Below are 19,357 nucleotides of genomic sequence, written 5' to 3' on the forward strand. Positions count from 1 at the left end.
CATCCAACAACCGTGCGTGAAAATTTGCGACGCGGTCGCTCGCGCTCGTCGAAGTTCGCGGGGCCTTCGAAAAACTTCGCGGAAGAACGCCTCAGAGCGCTGTTTTTGCTTGCGGTGCAGGCGCCAACGCTTTAAGTAGCTCCGACGCAACGGCGGCGCTTCCAAAGCCGCCCACCGCATTCTCCCAGAATGCGGGAGTCTTATGGGGCCATAGCTCAGCTGGGAGAGCGCTTGAATGGCATTCAAGAGGTCGGCGGTTCGATCCCGCCTGGCTCCACCAAAATCCCAGGTTGTGTGTTATTCTTCCTGATGCGGTCGCTTTTCTTGAAAGCGCGCGTGTCGAGCATATATGCCGCTTTAACACGTCACGTCCCACCTCGGACGGATTCTCTATCGTCTCGCCAAGCGGGCGGAGGGCAGACAGGCCGAAGTGTGCAGTTGGCACGAGGAGGTGCTTATCGTGGAAGAACCCCTGAAAGATTTCGAGCTCGAAGCCTGGGGCGAAGGCGAATTCGCTTACATCAAGCAGCTCAAGGCTAAGGAAGTTGCGGAGCTTTTCCCGCAACTTGGCGGCTTGCCTGAAGGCATCGATCTTTATGCCGTCGTGTCGGCCGATGGAACGCCCATGGTGCTGACCGATAGCCGTTCCGCCGCGCTTGAGAATGTCGAAGAGAGCGATCTGGAGCTTGTGACGCTTCATTAGGCTCGCATGGCGGACTGCTCGCGGTGCGCTAACTCGCGCTGTGGACAGAATGCGGTCGCCTTGGGGCGGCCGTTTTTTTATATCCTTCCTCTCATCAACTTTTTGCGACCGAGCGCGCATCAGTGGAAACGCCGATGGAAGGCGTCAACCGGAAGCAGGCGGCTTCGTTTGGCCGGCCCCGCGCAGCCTTGCGGCAGCGTTTAGTTAAGGAGGGGTCTACGACGTCAAGGGCCCCGGTTGGAGGTTGCCTTCGACAAGCACCTACTGGTTCTGCAGGAGGTTGGGGGCTATCGACACGAGTGCCGGGTCGCGCAAGAACCGCTGGATCAGGCATGGCATGACCCATATCAGGCGGCGAGGTCACCCGTCTGGGAATGCCATGCACCTGCGCTCCCGCCCTCCCACTTCGGCGGGCAGCTCAGTAATGCGGCGGCTTGGTGATGGGCGGAGCGCCGAGCGTCTGCTCTTCCACGGCCTGAAACCGCTCCGTCAGGCGCTCCAGTTTCCCCTTGAGCGAATCGATGATCCGCCACTGGCGCGCCATCTGATCCGACATCTCGTCGAGCGCGCGCGCCTGATGCGCCACGATCTCCTCAAGCGCCGTCAGACGCGCGTCCTTGTCGGCGGCCATGCGTCTACTCGTTCAGGAAGTGCTTGAGGTTCTCGATCCTGACCTTCGCGGTTTGGACCGCGCCGCCATCCATGGCCTTGCGATACCAATCGAAGGCCCTCGCCGCGTCCGGCTCCGCATTCTTCTTTTCGATGCGCGCGAAATAGATCGGATCGTAGGAGCGCCCCATGGCGAGCGCCGCCTCCGGGTCGCCCGAAATCACGGCCTTCTGATAGAACTGCCGCGCCTGAAGGATGTCGCCTTCGCGCATGCGCTTGTTGCCTTCGCGGATCAGATCCTCGATCTCCGTAACCGACGTTGCGCTTCGGGAGACCAAGCGTTCCGGCTCGGGCTGAGGCTGAGGCGCGAGCGCCGCCTGCCTGATGGGCGCTGGCGGAGCGACCGAAACCGGCCTTTCGGGCTCGGCGGCGGGCGAAGACGCAGCAGGTGCGGCAAGAGCGGATATCGACGGCTGATCGACCGCGGCGGGAGCGCGGCGCGGTGCTGGCGTCGCGGCTGAGACTGTCTGTGTGCTGAAGGACGGCGGCGAGGCTTGCGGCCTCTGCGACTCGGGGCCTGCCGTGATCTCGGACATCGCCATGCTGCTCACCGCGTTGGTGAAGCGCTCGGCCTCGGACGCGGCGAGTCTTGGCGCTCCGATGCGGACCGCGAATTCCTGCCGGTCGGAAAGTGGCGTGCGGGACTTTGTATCGACCAGTTCGACGGCAAGCGGCACCGTCTCGGGCGCGTTCTGCGGCAGGTTGATGGTAAGCCCGTTCAGGCGGTTCGGCGGCAGGAGCCAATTGCCGCCGCCTGCGTCCACGCCCGCGTTGAGACGTGCGCCCGAAGGCACGCCGGTGATGCTGACAAGGGCTTGTTCGCGCAATCGCTCGGGTCGCACCGTGATTGCGAGCGGCGCAGGTTGCCCTCGCGTCGCGGATGAGTCCGCGACCGCTATGCGGGCCGGCTCCGCCAGAGCGCGCGCTTCGAAGGAGGTTGCGGCCTGCTGATCGATGTCGAAGCGGATCGGCGGGCCGTATCCCGGTTCGGGCGAATCGGGCGCGCGTGTCGCCGTAGCTGTCTTGGCGAGCTGAGGTCCGTAAGCATTGATCACGAAGACCGCGAGAGACGCGGCGATGGCTATGCCGCCGACAAGGCCGATAGCAGCGGCGCCGAGAACCCGGCTGCTGCTTTGAGCAGCTGCAGGCGGAGGCGGCGCTACGACACCGGCCGGAACGGGATATGCGGGCGCGCCTTGATAGAGCGAGTTTTGCGGAGGCACCCATTGCGGAGCGGCGGAAGGCTCCGGCTCGGGACGATAGGTCCGTGGCTCGGGCTTGTAAGCCTCGGCAGCGGGACGCGTCGGCGTCTGCGTCGGTGCAGCGGACAAAACACTGTCGGCGCTGGGCCGCGCGGCCTGTTTTTTCGCCTCGTAATCGAAATAGCTGAGGATGACATCCTGCGGCGACAGCGATTCGCCCAGGCCGCCAGTGGAAGAAGCCGGTTCCGGTTTGCCCGCTGCGCTGGCACTGCGGCCCACGCCTGCGAACCCGAATGCCGCTCCGCCCGATTGAGCGAGCCCGGATGACATGCCGCCATAGATGCTTTCGAGCGCCGACTGCACGGCGTCGGCAAGTTCGTCATGCTTCTCGGACAATTTGTCGGGCTGGCTGCTCGGAAGGTCCGCAGCAGCCGACGCTGCCGAGGCAAGGCCGATTTCGGTAAGTGACTGATATCCCTGATCGGGTTCGTCTGACGCACCCTCCCGCGCGACCGTAGCGGCGGCCAGCGATTCGGCCGCTTTTGTGCGCGCGGCGTCCGATTCTCCGCCGTTGTCGCCCCACCCGGCGAAAAAGGCTTCGTGATCCTCGGGAAGACCGGGCTCGTCCGCCGCACGCCCGGCGAGCTGCGCTAACGAAGCGTCCGCGTCAATCGGAATTCCGGCCTGTTCGAGACCGGTCACGATGCTGTCGGCAAAGTCGTCGATGCCGTCCCAGTCGGTCAAATCGGGCGGAAGCTCACCCGATGCCTCTTCGACTGGAAAATCTGTTGCGGCTGCGGGCGTCTCATCGCCGGATTGATCGGGCGACTCCGCCTCAACCGTTGCTACCGCGACGGGTGCTTCATCGGGCGCCGCGTCTTCTATCGCCACGTCTTCGCTCGCGATCGCTTCTGGAGCAGCGACAACCGCCTCCGGCGCTGCCTCTGTAGGCGCGACATCTTCGGGGATGCTCGCATCAATCGTTGAAGCGTCTGACGGTGACGAAGCGTCGGCTGCGTCCTGCAGCTCGACCGGGATCTCCAGCGCGTCGTTCAGCAGCGCAAAAACAGCCGGAGTCTCGACCGGTTTCGTCGCCGCCTCGGCCGCGCCCTGAGTGGCGAGGATGTCCGCCTGCTCATCAAGTGCCTCGTCCCCCGACGGCGCGTCCGCCGCTTCCGTCGCGGTCTCGTCCTTCGTCTCGACGAGAGGCTCAAGCGTCTCGCGAGCCGTCTCGTTGTGCTCTTCGAGCTTGCCTGTCTCCGGCATGATCTGCTCCTGTCGGGAAATCCCGCCTAACGTCCCGTCCGGGCCCCTCATCACTGCTGGCGAGGTGGTGGTTGCGTTCCCTGCTGCTGATACCACCGAACGAACTGATTAAATAGCTCTTCTTCGTCCGCTCCACTGCCGCGTTGGCTCTCCACGAACTTTTGCAGCATCGTTTTTAACTGTGCCGCAGCCTGCGGAGAGGTCACCGTCTGCGCCTTCGCAGCTGCGTTGGCGACGAGCCAGCGCTCGGCGGGCTGGAACCGCGTCCACCCCTTAAGCGGCGCGCGAATATTGACCTCGCGCCACTTCGGGTTGAACGTGCCCGCCTTCAGCGTTTCGAAGTTCGTCAGGAACTTCTCGGCGAAGCGGGAAACATTGCGGAAGCGCTCCGATTGCGGATGCCAGTTGTGAACGAACAACACGGTCGAAACACCGACTGTCGCAACGCTTTCGTTCGGCGCCACCAGTTCTGGATAGTCTTCCTTCGTAATAATGGCAGGAAGATAGCTTTGCTGGAGGCTCGGCAAATATTCCACATCGAGAAAATGGACGCGGTCGCGGTGGCTGATCCGGTCGAAAGCGCGCGATGGCTTGCCGCTGACCGACACCAGCGCGTCGATTTCGCCTCTCTTGAGCTTCTCGATCGCGTCTTCATGGTCGAGATAGAGCACGTCCGGTCGAACGCCAGCCGCTTCGAACACCGACTCGGCCGTTATAGCGCTGCCGCTTTCGCGTGGGCCGAAGCTGACCCGGCGCTCGTTCAAATCCTGGAGGCAGGTAAATTGCATGCGCGAGAGAACGTGAAACTCCTCGGAATGGAGCTTCGCAATGTAAAGCATGCGCGTCTGGACGTTCGGCTGCCTGCCCGTCTTCAGGAAGTACGCCAGCACATCGGACTGGACGATGGCGGCGTCGATGGCGCGAAGCGAAAGAAGGTCGCTGATATTTTGCACTGGGCTTTTGCCGGCGATCGGAATGACCCGCAGATCATTGTCGCTGTCGAGGAGACGGGCGAGGTCGGCCGCCATCCTGATCCCGGTGCTCTCCACATCGCCGGTCACGATGCCCACCGCGCCCGCCGCGCTCGGCTTCTGAGCCTGAGGCGCACCGGTCGCCTGAGGAGCCGGAGTATTGGGACGCGCCGGAGCCTGCGCCAAAGCGGTGCCACTCTCAAAAAACAAGATGAGAAGGCTTGTCGCGAGAAGCCGGAGCACCATCCCTGATCCTCTTTACGTGATGATTGACCCTCACAACCACGCGGCTGCAAGGGACAACTTAAGCGGGAACAATCAACATCTGCCAGCGGCATGAATTCCAAACGCTAGCCACCATGATGACTGAGTGAGAAAAGCGGCGAAACTGTGCCATAATGCTGGCGGTTTGCCCTGCTTGGGCCAAGGAGTATCGCGCTTTGGCGCGGTATTGCAAGGAGACTTCGTTTGCGACTAACAGATAGCGGCAGCTTTGCCGCGAGCGTCCCCGACGGGATGCGCGTTTATGCCGTCGGCGATATCCACGGCCGTCTGGACCTCCTCGAAATCATGCTCGATCTTGTAGACGCGGACCAGCACGAGCGCGGCATCCGGCCCGCCTTGATTGTTTTTCTCGGTGATTACGTCGATCGCGGGCCTTCGTCGAAGGAAGTTGTGGATGCGTTCATCGGCGAACTGGGCGAGGCACTGTCGCCTGTCTTCATCAAGGGCAATCACGAGGCCCTGCTGATGTCCTTCCTTTACGACGCAACGCCGGACAATTTCTGGCTGAAGAACGGGGGCGATGCGGCGCTGCTGTCCTATGGCCTCGATCCCGATCTCGTGCGGTTCGCCACACGCGGCACGCCCACCGGGCTTCAGGAAGCTTCGGCCCGCTTTCGCGAGGCGCTGCCCGCGAGCCACCTTTCCTTCTATTGCAATCTCAAGCCAAGCTTTCGGATCGGCGGCTATTTCTTCGTCCACGGCGGCGTGCGACCCGGCGTCCCGCTCGACCAGCAGCGTGAAGAAGATCTGCTGTGGATACGCGATCCGTTTCTCACTTCGGATGAGGATTTCGGCGCTGTGGTCGTTCACGGCCATACGCCAGCACGCGAACCGCAGCTTCTCCCGAACCGCATCGGCGTAGACACCTACGCGTTCAAGTCGAACAGGCTTACGGCTGTGGGCCTTGAGGGGACGGAGCGCTGGATTCTATCCACGGCGAGCTGAGCCTCGGCGGAGAGACAGGCGCCGCCCCTAATCCTTCGCTTCCGCGGGCTCTTCCGAAGCCGCTCGCATGCGTTCTACGAGCGTCCGCGCGCCGGTCTTGTCCGAGGTTCGGAACGGAGGCCCGACGAACTCGACATCGTCCGCTACCGGAGATGCGGGATCTTCCGCCTTCGCAGCCAGCGGACGCGCTCCTCCGTTGACGGCGGCGATTGCGGCGAGCGTCAGCGCAGCGTTGTCGAATTCGATGCCCGCGAGAGCCTTGCCGTGCTTTCGCTCTTCCTGGATCGCCGGGAGGGAAGCGGAAGTCGAAGCCTCCGTGTCCGGCTTCGGCGGAATCTCCGCAGCCGCCTGCCCGGCTGGCGCCTCCCCGCGATCCGCTTGCATGCCGGCCTCGCCGGTGGCCTCGTCTGTCGTCGTTACGCCCTTGAGGAGCGACGAGCGGGAGGTTGTTTCGCTCGGAGGAGAAGCCGCGTCGCCCGGGGTATCGGAACGCACGCCCAACGCCTGATTTTCGCGATCAGCGGCGGCTGAGCCAGGCTGAGAGGTCTCGTGCTGCGCCGCACCGTTCAGCACGCGCTCGTCTGGTCCGGCGGCATTTGGAGACTTCGCGCCTTGTACGGGCTCCGCGCCCTCATCGCGCGTCGTTGCGACGGGAGCGAGAACCGGCGGGTTCGATGACGGCACCGCGAATGACGGAGCCGGTTGCGATGCACCGCTCGCCGCCTCGCCGTTGAGCCTCAGCCGAGCCGTCAGCGAAGCCGGTTGACCCTGCGGCAGCGGCTTCGGGCGGGCATGCGCGCCATGGCGGCGCTGTTCGGTAAGGATCGCGGCGCGACGCACCTGCGGCTCCGGCGGCGTCGGCTGGGGAGCGGGGCGCGGTTGCGCCGAGATCATGATGAGTTCGGCGAGCTTCTGCAATTCGCCCTTGATAACGCCAACCTGCTGCGAGTCGCGATCCTGAAGCTGCGCGAGTTGCTGGCGAAGCCTCGACAGTTCGATATTGAGCCGGTCATATTCGGCCTTGTAATCGTCGAGGGTCCATTGCGAGGCGCGCCGAAGTCTGCGACCGCCCTTGTCCGCGCCGCTGCTCCGTTCGAGCACCTCGCGCATGCGGCCAAGTTCTTCCTGATAGGATGCGGCCTCGCGTTTCGCGGCGTCGAGTTCCTCTTCGCGACGCGCCAGCCGATTCGTCACATCCTGAAGCTCATAGCCGCGCTCCTGCAACTCGGCCTTGGCGCGCGTGATTTCGCCGTCGAGTTCGGGGAAGCGCTTCGTGATCTGCTGTTCGAGAACCGTCGCCGCATTCCGCCGTTCGGAAAGCTGGAGGTCGATTTCGGCGATGCGGTCCTTGAGGCCCGCGATGTCCATCTGCAACCGGCTATTATCGACCAGCTGGTTCGCGGCCTTCTGCTTTGCGCTGGCGAGCGCCGTTTCGAGGCGGCGCATGCGGACGGCATAGGACGCGCGGAGTTGATCCTGCGCGGCCTGAATCTCTGACAGGGTAAGCGGGAGTGAGCTTTCGAGCTTCTTGCGCGAGAGACGCGTCGCGCGCGCCCACAATGACGGAGCGAGCAACACCCCGATCAGGCTCGCGATCAGAAATCCCAGTGCGATCAGCATGGCTGCCTGGATCATGAAACTGGGCTCCCCTCCTTGCAGCCTGCCACGGCGCGCGGCGACGAATGGAGCGCTGCCTCGCCGACTTGCCCCTTATCCGTCTGCGTTCCCGCGCGGAGTCCGCAAATCTCCGAAAGCCGAAAGACCGGGCGACGTCCGTCCGGTCGCGAGGCTGAGAGCCTAGAACGGGTTCCAGGTCGGCGACGGCGTGTATTTGAGATAACCGACATTGGCCCCAAAACGCAACCCCAGGCCGGCGCGAATGGGCGCGAGAATGACATCGTCGTGTTGCTGAAAGGTTATGCCGACGCCGCCCACGAGATAGGCCGAACCATCGACGCCCGCGAAGCGCTCGAAAATTTGCGCAGGATATGTAAGGTTGTAGACGAGTGTGAGCGTTTTTGAGCCGGCCGCGCCGAAATCGTAGCCGATCGACGGACCCTGCCAGTACACTTTCTGGGTCGGATACATTTTTGTGTGAAGCGTGCCTTCTCCGTACCGCAGGCCCGCGATGATCGCCCCGCCCGCGTCTTCACCAAGGATATATCCGGTCGGGCGGCCGTAGCGCTGGAACGCGTGCTCCACCACTTTCGCCAGCCCTTCCGACACGCCGCCGAAGAAACGATGCCCCTCGTCGAGGATCTCGCTCGAAGAATAGGTGGCGCGCTCGCGTGGCGGCGGCCCGCCGGGACCGTCGACTGGCTCGCCCCATTGCGCCGTCGGTTGCGCAGGCGGCGCGCTGTAAGGCTGGCCGTAGCCCGGGTTGTCGTTCGACGGCGGCACGTAGGTGTTCTGCGCCGTATACGCGCCATTACCCTGCGGAGGCGCGCCTGCGCCGCTGCCCTGCCCCGCATAGGCGCCGTTCTGCTGGCCTGACGCACCGGATTGCGGGGGCGTCGCCGTCGTCTGTTGCTGTGACTGTTGTGGCGGACGCAGCGAGCGAGGCGCCTCGCCCTGATATTGCTGCGGCGGGAGGTAGTCCTGAGCTTCGGCGCTGATCGCGTGAGCGGCTGCCAGCCCCAGAAGGGCCACGGTGCCGAAGGCGAGAAGCGAAATCCTGCGGTGGCGCGTCATGGTGGAAATCCGGTTGCATCGCCAGATTTGCAACTGGCGGTCTTTATCGGCGGCGCTTGCCACGGGGGCCGCATCCCGTGGCGAAACACGGCGCGACCGAAGGAAAGCGCGAAAGGCAGAATCGCCCCTACGCAGCACATCTTCGCTGGTGTCGTTTTTTTGAGGCCGAATTTTGGCCCCGCCGAAGAGTCCGTCACCTGTCCGCCGACGAACGCGTGAAAGCGCGTTACTCGGCCCGAAGCATCGCCTCGGCCTCGTCGCGCCGCCGCCACGCTATGAAGGACGGGTTAGCGAAGTGGCGGTCGACCTTGCCGTAAGCGAGCGGCGCGCCCGCTTCGGTGAGCACACACCCGCCAGCCGCGTTCACCAGCGCTTGGCCCGCCGCGATGTCCCATTCGGACGTCGGCGCAAAGCGTGGATACACATCGGCGTCTCCCCGCGCGAGAACGCCGAACTTGAGCGACGATCCCATGCGCATGCACGGCGGACCGCCGATGCGCCGGATAAAACGCTCGGCTTCGGGCGTCTGATTCGAGCGGCTGACGATGGCCGTGAAGTCGCGCGACCCCGGCCGCTCGCCGGAGATAGGCTCGAATGCGTAGTCTGGGCGCGGCTCGGGATGATGGTCCGGCACGAGCTTCACCCTCACCGCGCGGTCGGTCCCGAGCGTCACGTAGCAGTCCGAGAACGCGGGCGCATAAACGAGGCCGAACACCGGGGCGTGATTCTCCACCAGCGCGATGTTGACCGTGAACTCGCCGTTCGCCCGGATGAACTCCTTCGTGCCGTCAACCGGATCGACGAGGAAGAAGCGATCTTCGATCTTCGGCGCTGCGCCGCACGACAGCGCCTCCTCCGCGACAACCGGAATATCGGCGGCCAGCCTCGAAAGAGCCTTGAGGATTATATGTTCGCAGGCGACATCCGCGTCGGTAACGGGCGAGCGGTCCGCCTTGTAGCGCACCTCGGGACTCGTCGTATAGATGTCCATGATGACGGCGCCCGCCCGCTGCGCGAGGGGGAGACCCCATAGCCCGAGTTCACGTATGTCGGACGCGTCGAAGCTCACTGTGTGTCTTTCGTGATTAAGGGTAAGAGAGAGTCTCGCCCGGCGTGCTCGTAACTTTGTGCCGTGTGGCGCATTTTTTTAGTATGAGAGGTTGAAGAGCAAGGCCAAATCATGGTGCCTGTACGGCAGCGCCATGGCGGCTCTTGCCACAAGTGCGAGTGCGAACGCAACCCGCGTGCTTTCCGCAGGAGGAATGATCGTGACCGACGCGAGACTCGACGACACAGCCCTTGCCGCGCTGATATCGAGCAAGATCTGCCACGACCTCGCAGGCCAGATCGGCGCGATCAACAACGGACTCGAACTCCTCGAAGAAGAAAACGACGAGGACACGCGCTTCTATGCGCTGGAGTTGATCCAGAACAGCGCTAAGGCGGCCTGGGCGCAGCTCGACTTCAACCGTCTCGCATTCGGCGTATCATCGAGCCTCGGCGCGCTCGTCCCGGTCCAGCATATCGAACAGGTCGCCCGGCGCTACCTCGAAAACGGCAAGCGCCGCCTCCATTGGCAAGCGAATGTGCCCGAGATCGAGAAGGAGCACGCGCGGCTTCTGATGGCGCTGCTTGGCGTGTCGATCAACGCCCTGCCCGCTGGTGGAGACTATTATCTTGGGCTTTCCGCGTCGAAGACGAGAGCCGGGCGCAGCCGCTTCAAGCTCATTATCCTGTGCCGTGGGCGCGCCGCGCGCGTGCCGGAAGGTGTCGCGGAAGTGTTCGCGGGCGATATGACGCGCACCATCGACGGACGGCTCGTCATCGCATATTACGCCACGCGCCTCGCGACTGAAGCTTCGCTGAAGCTTTCAGCGCTGAAGGAAGGCGAAGATATCCTGTTCACGCTCGAACCGCGCTAGGGTTTGGGCGCGCACTGAAGCGCGGGCACGAAGCGGGCTTCGGTTCGCGCCGGTGTTGCGGCATGAAGGACGCGCTAATTCAATTTCGCACCTCTAGCGCGTGCTTGCGTGGCTTCCGAGATGCTTCGGCGGCTTCCTGCGGCTGCCGGGCTTCACCTGCCGCTGTGCTTCCAGATCGCCCGCCGATTCCGACAGTTTCAACTGCTCGAACGCGTCGAGCGCCTCCTGCCGCGCCCGGTCGAGGCGCTTTTCAAGCTCAGCGATGGACGACCGGAGGTTGTCGCGCCGCGTCATTGCAGCGCGGGCAAATGTCGGGTAGGCGAAGTGGTTTACGTCGGAGATACCCGACGTCTGTTGCTCGATCTTGATCTGCTGCTCAAGATCATTTGCCATGCGTGCGAAGTCCGCGATCATCAACTCCAGGTCGCTGACCTGCTGTCGCTTCTCCTCGTACTCAAACCGCTGGATTTGATTGGAATTAACTGTTTCCATCATACTCGTACGAGGCCCCGACTCCGGTTACGCTTCACTCGATGGGCTGTAACATCCAGTTCCAGGCCAGTTTCCCGCAAAACCATTAACCAACCGTGAAACGTCGCCTGTTTGCAACAGCGTTCGTCTTAGTAATTCCTAAAGGAATTGGCGGTTGGATCACTCGGCGAATTGGGTCACATTACCGGTGTCGTCGATTCGTCGTTGGGGGCACTTTTGATTTGCGACGAGGAGAGGGCACAACCTCAGGCAGCGTTTCTGCCGGCAAGTTTCTGATTTATTCACGATCTCAGTCCTATCCTTAAGCCTGCGCGCGAAATGTAGCGCGGGACACTCGTCTGCGTAGTAAGCTTAAGATTTCTTAACCTTTCATGCGTTAATGTCGGTTCTGAAGTTAAGCTTCACGGCGCGGAAAAGACCTTGAGTCTCGCGTCATTGCGGTATACACGTGTTGCTAGCGAGGGATTCCTTATGCGGGTGCTTCTCATCGAAGACGACAGCGCAACGGCTCAGAGCATTGAGCTCATGCTGCTGTCAGAGGGTTTCAACGTCTTCCAGACAGATCTTGGAGAGGAAGGCGTCGACCTCGGGAAAATCTACGATTATGATATAATTTTACTTGATCTTGGCCTACCTGATATCAGCGGCTACGAGGTTTTGCGCGCGCTACGCGTCAGCAAGATCAAGACGCCGATCCTGATTCTGTCGGGTTCGGGCGGTGTGGACGACAAGGTTCGCGGCCTCGGTTTCGGTGCCGACGATTACCTGACGAAGCCGTTCCACAAGGACGAACTCGTTGCGCGCATCCACGCTATCGTGCGCCGTTCCAAGGGCCATGCGCAGTCTGTCATCCAGACCGGCAGCCTCATCGTGAACCTCGACACCAAGACGGTCGAAGTTGACGGCAACCGCGTGCATCTGACGAGCAAGGAATATCAGATGCTTGAGCTGCTGTCGCTCCGCAAGGGCACGACGCTCACGAAAGAAATGTTCCTCAACCACCTGTATGGCGGTATCGACGAGCCTGAGCTTAAGATCATCGACGTGTTCATCTGCAAGCTCCGTAAGAAGCTCGCGACGGCGAACACCGGCCAGCACTACATAGAAACCGTGTGGGGCCGTGGCTATGTGCTTCGCGACCCGAAAGAAGAGCAGGCCGCCGCGTAACTCTCGCGACGTGTGTCCCGCTGGGGGGAACCCGCAATCCCCCCGCGTGAATCCCTTGACGAAAAGTTGATCGAGTCGCGCCGACGTGTTCGGCCAGTGTCAGTCGCGTTCGGATGTGTGTGCGTCCGTCGCGACCGGGCGCGGATCTGAGCCCCGGCGAGGATGTTTATTTGCGCCGCCCCTTGGTCCGTGACCGCCACCGGGGATTTGGTTTGTGTCAATGCCGGAGCGGCTTCGGCTGAGTTCTGAGCGCGCGATCAAATTTGCAAAAGCGCCTTCAGCGGTCCTATCGCAAAAAGCGAACCCCCTCATGCGCACGCGCCGAAGCCCCAGAGGCGCTCAGAAATCGGACGCAATCCCCTTCTTCTCCCAATCGCCGAACCGCGTAGGTTCGAGACCTTTGCGCGCGCCGATCTCGCGCGGCCTCTCCGGTTCGCCCGCCGCGAGCCTGCGCGCGTCCGCTTCGGCTAGCGCGCGTTTGGCCGCCTCTTTCCGACGTCGCTCGATTTCGACGTCGTCCGGCTCGGTCTTCTCGGTGTTTTCTGCTGTCATGAGGTGGAGAATGCGCAACTTGGGGCGCGATCGCAAGCCTTCAGGCGGCGTTCATGCACCGAAATGCCAGACGGCGCGGCGCGTCCTCAGTCCATCGCGAGGATGGTGTTTCTAACCTGGGGGTAGACCTGACTTTCCCAGCGACGGCCGCTGAAAACGCCGTAATGACCTACGCCCGCCTGCAGATGATGGCGCTTCATGTGCGGGCGCAGGCCCGTACAGAGGTCGTGCGCGGCTGTCGTCTGGCCGATGGCGCAAATGTCGTCGCGCTCGCCTTCCACCGTGAGAAGCATCGTGCGCCGGATCGCGCCGGGGTCGACCTTTTCGCCGCGATAAGTGAGTTCGCCCCTCGCGAGACGCGCCTCCTGAAACACCCACGCAACCGTTTCCAGGTAAAACTCGGCTGTCAGATCAAGCACGGCGAAATATTCGTCGTAAAAAGTCTTGATCGACTGCGCTTTCTCGACTTCGCCTTCCGCGAGATGCTTGTAGAGGTCGAGATGCGCCTTTTTATGCCGCTCCATGTTCATCGACATGAACGCCGTGAGTTGCACGAAGCCGGGATAAACGCGCCGCCCTGCTCCCGGATGCGGATACGGCACGCGCGAAATGAGCTTGCTCTCGAACCACGACATCGGCTTTTCGGTCGCGAGTTCGTTCACCTTGGTCGGATTGATGCGTGTGTCGATCGGCCCGGCCATCAGCGTCATGCTGCGAGGCTTCGCGGGATCGCCCGACTGGGCCATGATCGCCACGGCGGCAAGCACCTGCACGCAGGGCTGGCACACGGCTACCACATGCCCGCCGGGGCCAATGACGCGCATCCACTGGATCAAATGATCGATGTAATCCTCGAAGCCGAACCGGCCCGCCGAAAGCGGCACATCGCGGGCGTTGTGCCAGTCCGTGATGCACACATCATGATCCTGAAGGAGCGTCTCGACCGTGTTGCGCAGGAGCGTCGCGAAGTGCCCCGAGAGGGGCGCAACCACGAGGACGCGAGGCTGTGCGACGTCGATGTCCTTCCTGAAACGCAGCAGCGTGCCGAACGGCGTTTTCGCCAGCGGCTCCTCGGTCACGGCCACGTCGCGGTTGTCGACGCGCACGCTTTTGATGCCGTAAGGCGGCCGAGTATGCGTGAGCGTTGACCGTGAAATCAGCTCGCACGCCGCCGCATATTGTCGAATTGTCCCGCCGTTGCCGTTCAACTGTGCGGCGAAAGGAGCAATCGCGTTGAGCCCGAACTGCGCGAAACTGCGCGCCGGAGCCGTCGCATTCGTGTAGAATTGGTAGGCCTGATACAGCATTTCTGACCTGGCGCAGGAAAAACGGGCAACACAGACGTCGCAAATGGCGATGCAAGGTTCGAACCACAAGCGAAGGTTATGGTCTATGGCGGAGGCTCAGCTTACAATTAGCAACAAGAACTACTCCTCGTGGTCGCTCCGGGGCTGGCTCCTCTGCAAGCTCGCCGGACTCGATTTCGAGGAAGTGGCCGTGCCGATCGATGACCCGTCGATGAGGGCGGAACTTCTGCTGCTTTCGCCGTCGTTTCTCGTGCCCTGCCTCTCGCACAATGGCATCAAGGTCTGGGACACGCTTTCAATCGCGGAATACCTCGCGGAGCTGAAGCCAAACTCGCCTGTTCTTCCCAAAGATGTGAAAAAGCGCGCGCATTGCCGCTCGGTGGCGGGCGAGATGCATTCCGGCTTCTACAATCTACGTTCGGCGCTGCCGATGAACCTCAGGGCACATTATCCCGGCTTCAAGGTGTTCCACGGCGCGCAAGCCGACATCGACCGCGTGGCCGCGATCTGGCGCGAATGCCTCGCGGCCTATGGTGGCCCGTATCTGTTCGGAGAGCTTTCGCTCGCGGATGCGATGTATGCGCCTGTGGCGACGCGCTTTCTGACCTACGACGTGACGCTCGACCCGGTGTCGGCGGATTACTGCCGCTCGATCATGGTCTGGCCCGCGATGGAAGAATGGATCGCGGGGGCGAAGGCGGAGCCGGAAGAGTTCGAGGAACTCGACGTCGAGTTCTGAGACAGAGTGTCGGTGCGTGTCGCGGGGCTTACCCGAGGCACGCGTCGGCCTGACCGCCTGTTGCGCCCCTTACGACCGACCACATCGCGCGGCAGTCATCGCCGCGCCTCAGCTCGTGCAGTCGCGCCCCTGAAGCGCCCAAAGCTGTATGTCGCGCTTCACCTTGGTGCTGAGTTCGGTCGACATCGCATAGTTGCGCGTCACGATCAGCGTGTTGTCGTTGTATTTGTGGAACTGGATTTCGAAGAGTGGCGGACCGTCGCCCGGCTCGAACAGCTTGACGTTCGGGTATCCTTCCGGGCTTTGTGCGTCTTCGCCGGGATAGCGTTCGCCCGCTTCGTAGCGATAGCCGGCAAGCGTTTCACCCGTGCCGAACCAGCACAGTTTCATCTTCTCGACGAAAGTTTGCAGCACCTGCGGAGGCGGGCCGAAGGAAAGCCGCTGCGGCTCCGATCCGATCAGGCTGTCAACGGCGGGGTCTTTCCGCGCGCAACCCTGAGGGATAAAAGCCAAAGCAGCCAGAAGCGTAATGCGAAGCCACAAACCAGCCCCCTGACAAGAAATCCTCTGTGCCATTGGGCTTGTTCATGGCGAAACTTAGGCTCACGCCGGGTTTGCCGCACCGCCGCACAGATTTATGGCCGAGGGTGCTCGGCGATGGCGTTTCGGCGCGAATAACCGCCGCGAAGCTCAACGCGTGCGCGATGGCGGCGCGAGATGCGCGATCAACGTCCTCAGCCCAACCTGCCGATGCCGCCTGTGGCGCTCGGCGGTGACGATGCCCTTGAGGACGGCGAGGCTGTCCTCCACGTTGCGATTCACAAGCACATAGTCGTAATCGCCCCAATGCGAAATTTCCGCCTCCGCACCTTCAAGACGCGCCTCGATCACGTGCTCCGGGTCGGTGCCGCGAGAATAGATACGCCGGGAAAGCTCTTCGCCGGACGGCGGGAGGATGAAAACACGCACGGCGTCTTCCGGCAGAAGCGCCGCGATCGATGACGCGCCCTGCCAATCGACATCGAAGAGCATGTCCCGGCCTTCCGCCAGCGCGGCCTTGACTGGCTCGGCGGGCGTTCCGTAGAAATTGCCGAAGACTTCGGCCCATTCGAGAAGCTCGCCCGCATCGCGCATGGCCTCGAAGCGGTCGCGCGTGACGAAGTAATAGTCGACGCCATCCGCCTCCTGCGCGCGCGAGGGACGCGTTGTCACGGACACGGAATGCCCGAGCGACGCATCGGACGCCAGGAGAAGCCGCGCAAGCGTGGTTTTTCCCGCGCCGGACGGCGAGGAGAGGATGAGACAAAGGCCGCGCCGGTCAGGCGTCGCAATCGGATCGCTGCTCACGTTGAACTTTCCAAAGAAACACAAGACCGATTTAGATTGTGTTCGACCTTTTTGGAAGCGGAACGTTCAGATTCGCGGAAGAAAGCCGATAGCCGCGCCGCGTTTTTGGGAGCCGTTCGCGCTTCCTGAGCGGCAAATAGATTCTGGCATGCGCTTCTAACGCCGCCCCGGTCCACTTCATTCAGGCGGCGACTCCTGCGTCGCCGGACAATCGCCCAAACGCCGCTTCTCCCGAGGCACAAGCGACAGATGCCGAACGAGTTCCGGTGATATGCCGCACCTTGGCACGTTTGGTGCTCGTTCGATGCCTCCGAAGCAGCCCGACGCGCGGGCGTGCAACGCGTTACCGATGCGGATTGCGCTGGGGAAGCGGGATGTCGACGGCTTGCAGCTTGTCGAGCGCGACCGCATCCGCCGCTGGGTCCGCCGCCCTTTCCTCGCGCTGGTTGCGCTCGATCGCCCGCCAGCGCGCGACGTTCTTCTGGTGATCGCTATAACTCTCTGCGAACACATGCGCGCCCGTGCCATCGGCGACGAAGAACAGATCGGAGCTCCTTGCGGGCTTCAGAACGGCCTCGATGGCGGCGCGGCCGGGATTGGCGATCGGCGTCGGCGGCAGGCCCGCATTGCGGTAGGTATTGTACGGGTTCGTCTCGTCCTCGACTTCGCTCCTGAGGATCGGGCGGCCGAGCGTGCCCTTGCCGCCACTGGCACCGTAAATGATGGTCGGGTCGGCTTCGAGACGCATGCGCTTCTTGAGCCGGTTGAGATAAACTGCGGCCACGCGCGGTCGCTCGTCGGCGCGGCTTGCTTCCTTCTCCACGATGGCGGCGAGGTTGATGACCTGCTCCGGCGTCGTCAGCGCGAGATCGCGCGAGCGCGTCGCCCAAAGCCCCTCAATGAATTTCTTCTGTTCGCCCTGCATACGCCGGATCAATTCGTCGCGCGAGGTGCCGCGCGCGAAACGGTAGGTGTCGGGGAGCAGACTGCCTTCGGGCGGAATTTCGAGAATATCGCCGACGAGATCCGGGTTCGCCTTCAGCCGCTCGATTACCTGCCAACTCGTCAGCCCTTCCGGAACCGAGACGCTGTAGAGAATCGATTTGCCCTCGACGAGCGTATCGAGCACGTCGCGCAGGCTGGCCTCGGCCTTGATGTTGTATTCACCCGCCTTGATCTTGTCGTGAACCTTGAAGTAGCGGGCAGCGATGAAGAAGGTCCAGCGGTCGTTGATGATGCCTTCCTGTTCGAGGCGGCGGGCGATGGCGCTGACGCCCTCCCCGCGCGGCACCACGAACACCGTCGGATAGGCGAGCGGGCCCGGTTTGTCGAACTGGAGGCGAACGACATAGGACGTCGCCCCGACGGCTATCAGCAGCACGAGGAGAAACGTCAGAAGGCGGTTCAGGAATACAACGATGGGGTTTTGACGGCGTCCCCGGCTGCCTTCGGGCGGCTCGGGCGCGCGCTCGGGTTCAAGCGCTTCGGACGGGCTTCGCGGCAAAACGGAATAGTCTCGCTGACCGCGATAAGCGGCATTCTTCGAGTAGCGGCTGTTTCCATTTGCGTTGTAATAATCGCCCGGCATTTGATCAGACTACTCAGTGACCCCGATGGATTATTCAGCAATGTATTATGGCGAAAGAGTGTGGAGCCTTCCTCAACGACGTTAAACAGGAGCGATAAGCGAGGATAACGCGCGATCAGGGGCGGCGGGGCGCTGGTGCGCCACCGACCGCAGCCGCGTCAGGCGACGCGGCGTAGAATGAGGCTCGCGTTGGTGCCGCCGAACCCGAAGGAATTCGACAACACCGTATCGATGCGCTTTTCCTTCGCCTTGTGCGGCACGAGGTCGAGCGCCGTCTCGACCGACGGATTGTCGAGATTGATCGTCGGCGGGCAAACCTGATCGCGGATCGCCAACGCCGAGAAGATCGCTTCGACGGCACCGGCCGCGCCAAGCAAATGCCCCGTCATCGATTTGGTCGAGGACATGGCGCTGTTGGCGGCGTGGCTGCCGAGCAGACGCTCCACAGCGCCGAGCTCGATCCCGTCCGCCATCGTGGATGTGCCGTGGGCGTTGATATAATCGATGTCGGAAGCCGCGATTCCGGCGCGCTTGATCGCCGCCGTCATGCAGCGGAATGCGCCGTCGCCATCCTCCGACGGTGCCGTGATGTGGTAGGCGTCGCCGGACAGGCCGTAGCCGATGACTTCGGCATAGATCTTCGCGCCGCGCGCCTTGGCGTGCTCATATTCCTCAAGGACGACGACGCCCGCGCCCTCGCCCATCACGAAGCCGTCGCGATCCTTGTCGTAGGGGCGCGAAGCGCGTTCCGGGTCGTTGTTGAAATCTGTGGCGAGCGCCTTGCAGGCGGCGAAGCCCGCGAGCGCGAGACGGCACAGCGGGCTCTCGGTTCCGCCAGCGACCATGACGTCGGCATCGCCGAACGCGATGAGTCGCGAGGCATCGCCGATAGCGTGCGCGCCAGTCGAACAGGCCGTGACCACGGCGTGGTTCGGTCCCTTGAGGCCATGTTTGATGGAAACGTAGCCGGACGCCAGATTGATGAGGCGGCCCGGAATGAAGAACGGACTGACGCGACGCGGACCCTTGTCGCGAATCACGTTCGACGCGACTTCAATGCCCTGCAGGCCTCCGATACCGGAGCCGATAAGGACGCCCGTGCTGTTCTGCTCTTCGTCGGTCTTCGGCGCCCAGCCAGCATCGGCTAGCGCCTGATCGGCTGCGGAGATGGCGAAGACGATGAAATCGTCAACCTTCCGCTGCTCTTTCGGCTCCATCCAGTCATCCGGGTTGAACTCCCCGGCGCCTGTTCCGCGCGGAATGAAACAGCCGATCTGGCAAGCGAGGTCTGAAACCTCGAAGTCGGTGACCCGGCGCGCTCCGCTCTTGCCAGCGAGGATATTGGACCAGACGGTGTCCGCTCCGGTGCCCAGTGGCGTAACCAGCCCGATGCCAGTGATAACGACCCGCCGCATCTTGCCCTCCGAATACTACTGATCAAGGCTGCCGCGCAGTGAGCCGTGCTCACCGTCGAACGGCGGGAGGCAAAGAACCTCCGCCGCGACGGTGGA

18 protein-coding genes and 1 tRNA gene are annotated in these 19,357 nt (G+C 62.7%); 6 read left to right on the forward strand and 13 right to left on the reverse strand.

Annotated elements, in window-relative coordinates:
- Positions 1–204: 204 nt before the first annotated feature.
- A tRNA-Ala gene (locus RVAN_RS04605) sits at positions 205–280 on the forward strand.
- Positions 281–460: 180 nt separating this feature from the next.
- Positions 461–703 (forward strand): DUF1150 family protein, encoded by a 243-nt coding sequence (locus tag RVAN_RS04610; protein ID WP_013418597.1) that lies wholly within the window; start codon positions 461–463, stop codon positions 701–703.
- 418 nt (positions 704–1,121) lie between these two features.
- Here RVAN_RS04610 and RVAN_RS04615 read toward each other — a convergent pair whose 3' ends face one another.
- The 3 genes from RVAN_RS04615 to RVAN_RS04625 are packed head-to-tail and all read right to left on the reverse strand — an operon-like array spanning position 1,122 to position 5,057.
- Positions 1,122–1,334 (reverse strand): SlyX family protein, encoded by a 213-nt coding sequence (locus RVAN_RS04615; protein ID WP_013418598.1) that lies wholly within the window; start codon positions 1,332–1,334, stop codon positions 1,122–1,124.
- 4 nt (positions 1,335–1,338) lie between these two features.
- Positions 1,339–3,840, reverse strand: a complete 2,502-nt coding sequence (locus RVAN_RS04620) for a hypothetical protein (RefSeq protein ID WP_013418599.1) — start codon at positions 3,838–3,840, stop codon at positions 1,339–1,341.
- A 50-nt stretch (positions 3,841–3,890) separates the two neighbouring features.
- A complete protein-coding gene (locus RVAN_RS04625; RefSeq protein ID WP_013418600.1) occupies positions 3,891–5,057 on the reverse strand; it encodes a TAXI family TRAP transporter solute-binding subunit in 1,167 nt (388 codons plus the stop codon).
- 222 nt (positions 5,058–5,279) lie between these two features.
- Here RVAN_RS04625 and RVAN_RS04630 point away from each other — a divergent pair, with 222 nt between their 5' ends.
- Positions 5,280–6,041 carry a metallophosphoesterase family protein gene (locus RVAN_RS04630; RefSeq protein WP_013418601.1) on the forward strand — a complete coding sequence of 254 codons (762 nt, stop codon included), beginning with the start codon at positions 5,280–5,282 and terminating at the stop codon, positions 6,039–6,041.
- Positions 6,042–6,068: 27 nt separating this feature from the next.
- Here RVAN_RS04630 and RVAN_RS04635 read toward each other — a convergent pair whose 3' ends face one another.
- From RVAN_RS04635 to cysQ, 3 genes are all read right to left on the reverse strand, one after another.
- Complete coding sequence (locus RVAN_RS04635) at positions 6,069–7,676, reverse strand: hypothetical protein (protein WP_013418602.1); 1,608 nt, start codon at positions 7,674–7,676, stop codon at positions 6,069–6,071.
- Positions 7,677–7,838: 162 nt separating this feature from the next.
- Positions 7,839–8,795 (reverse strand): DUF1134 domain-containing protein, encoded by a 957-nt coding sequence (locus RVAN_RS18690; RefSeq protein WP_245258034.1) that lies wholly within the window; start codon positions 8,793–8,795, stop codon positions 7,839–7,841.
- Between the two features lie 163 nt (positions 8,796–8,958).
- Positions 8,959–9,801 (reverse strand): 3'(2'),5'-bisphosphate nucleotidase CysQ, encoded by an 843-nt coding sequence (gene cysQ / locus RVAN_RS04650; RefSeq protein WP_013418604.1) that lies wholly within the window; start codon positions 9,799–9,801, stop codon positions 8,959–8,961.
- Positions 9,802–10,000: 199 nt separating this feature from the next.
- Between cysQ and RVAN_RS04655 the strand changes: the two genes are divergently transcribed.
- On the forward strand, positions 10,001–10,654 hold the full coding sequence (locus RVAN_RS04655) for a histidine phosphotransferase family protein (protein WP_013418605.1): 654 nt from the start codon (positions 10,001–10,003) through the stop codon (positions 10,652–10,654).
- Between the two features lie 93 nt (positions 10,655–10,747).
- Here RVAN_RS04655 and RVAN_RS04660 read toward each other — a convergent pair whose 3' ends face one another.
- Positions 10,748–11,149, reverse strand: coding sequence for a flagellar export protein FliJ (locus tag RVAN_RS04660; protein ID WP_037235330.1), 402 nt, complete (start codon positions 11,147–11,149; stop codon positions 10,748–10,750).
- 468 nt (positions 11,150–11,617) lie between these two features.
- Between RVAN_RS04660 and ctrA the strand changes: the two genes are divergently transcribed.
- Positions 11,618–12,313 carry a response regulator transcription factor CtrA gene (ctrA, locus tag RVAN_RS04665; RefSeq protein WP_013418607.1) on the forward strand — a complete coding sequence of 232 codons (696 nt, stop codon included), beginning with the start codon at positions 11,618–11,620 and terminating at the stop codon, positions 12,311–12,313.
- Positions 12,314–12,652: 339 nt separating this feature from the next.
- Here ctrA and RVAN_RS04670 read toward each other — a convergent pair whose 3' ends face one another.
- Both RVAN_RS04670 and RVAN_RS04675 read right to left on the reverse strand, forming a co-directional pair.
- Positions 12,653–12,865: a DUF1674 domain-containing protein gene (locus RVAN_RS04670; RefSeq protein ID WP_013418608.1), complete on the reverse strand. Its 213-nt coding sequence runs from the start codon at positions 12,863–12,865 to the stop codon at positions 12,653–12,655.
- Positions 12,866–12,951: 86 nt separating this feature from the next.
- Positions 12,952–14,172 carry a polyhydroxyalkanoate depolymerase gene (locus RVAN_RS04675; RefSeq protein WP_013418609.1) on the reverse strand — a complete coding sequence of 407 codons (1,221 nt, stop codon included), beginning with the start codon at positions 14,170–14,172 and terminating at the stop codon, positions 12,952–12,954.
- A gap of 85 nt (positions 14,173–14,257) precedes the next feature.
- Here RVAN_RS04675 and RVAN_RS04680 point away from each other — a divergent pair, with 85 nt between their 5' ends.
- Positions 14,258–14,911 carry a glutathione S-transferase family protein gene (locus tag RVAN_RS04680; protein ID WP_013418610.1) on the forward strand — a complete coding sequence of 218 codons (654 nt, stop codon included), beginning with the start codon at positions 14,258–14,260 and terminating at the stop codon, positions 14,909–14,911.
- Between the two features lie 108 nt (positions 14,912–15,019).
- On the opposite strand, the gene RVAN_RS04685 is transcribed toward RVAN_RS04680, so the two are convergent.
- The 4 genes from RVAN_RS04685 to fabF all read right to left on the reverse strand — a co-directional run bounded on the left by RVAN_RS04685 (position 15,020) and on the right by fabF (position 19,261).
- Complete coding sequence (locus RVAN_RS04685) at positions 15,020–15,454, reverse strand: hypothetical protein (protein ID WP_013418611.1); 435 nt, start codon at positions 15,452–15,454, stop codon at positions 15,020–15,022.
- A 147-nt stretch (positions 15,455–15,601) separates the two neighbouring features.
- Positions 15,602–16,258, reverse strand: coding sequence for a guanylate kinase (gmk, locus tag RVAN_RS04690; RefSeq protein WP_013418612.1), 657 nt, complete (start codon positions 16,256–16,258; stop codon positions 15,602–15,604).
- A gap of 343 nt (positions 16,259–16,601) precedes the next feature.
- Positions 16,602–17,846: an endolytic transglycosylase MltG gene (mltG, locus tag RVAN_RS04695; protein WP_013418613.1), complete on the reverse strand. Its 1,245-nt coding sequence runs from the start codon at positions 17,844–17,846 to the stop codon at positions 16,602–16,604.
- Positions 17,847–18,004: 158 nt separating this feature from the next.
- Positions 18,005–19,261: a beta-ketoacyl-ACP synthase II gene (fabF, locus tag RVAN_RS04700; protein WP_013418614.1), complete on the reverse strand. Its 1,257-nt coding sequence runs from the start codon at positions 19,259–19,261 to the stop codon at positions 18,005–18,007.
- Between the last annotated feature and the right edge of the window lie 96 nt (positions 19,262–19,357).

Origin of the sequence: Rhodomicrobium vannielii ATCC 17100 (assembly GCF_000166055.1) — a bacterium.
In the GTDB taxonomy this organism is placed as follows: Bacteria; Pseudomonadota; Alphaproteobacteria; order Rhizobiales; family Rhodomicrobiaceae; genus Rhodomicrobium; species Rhodomicrobium vannielii.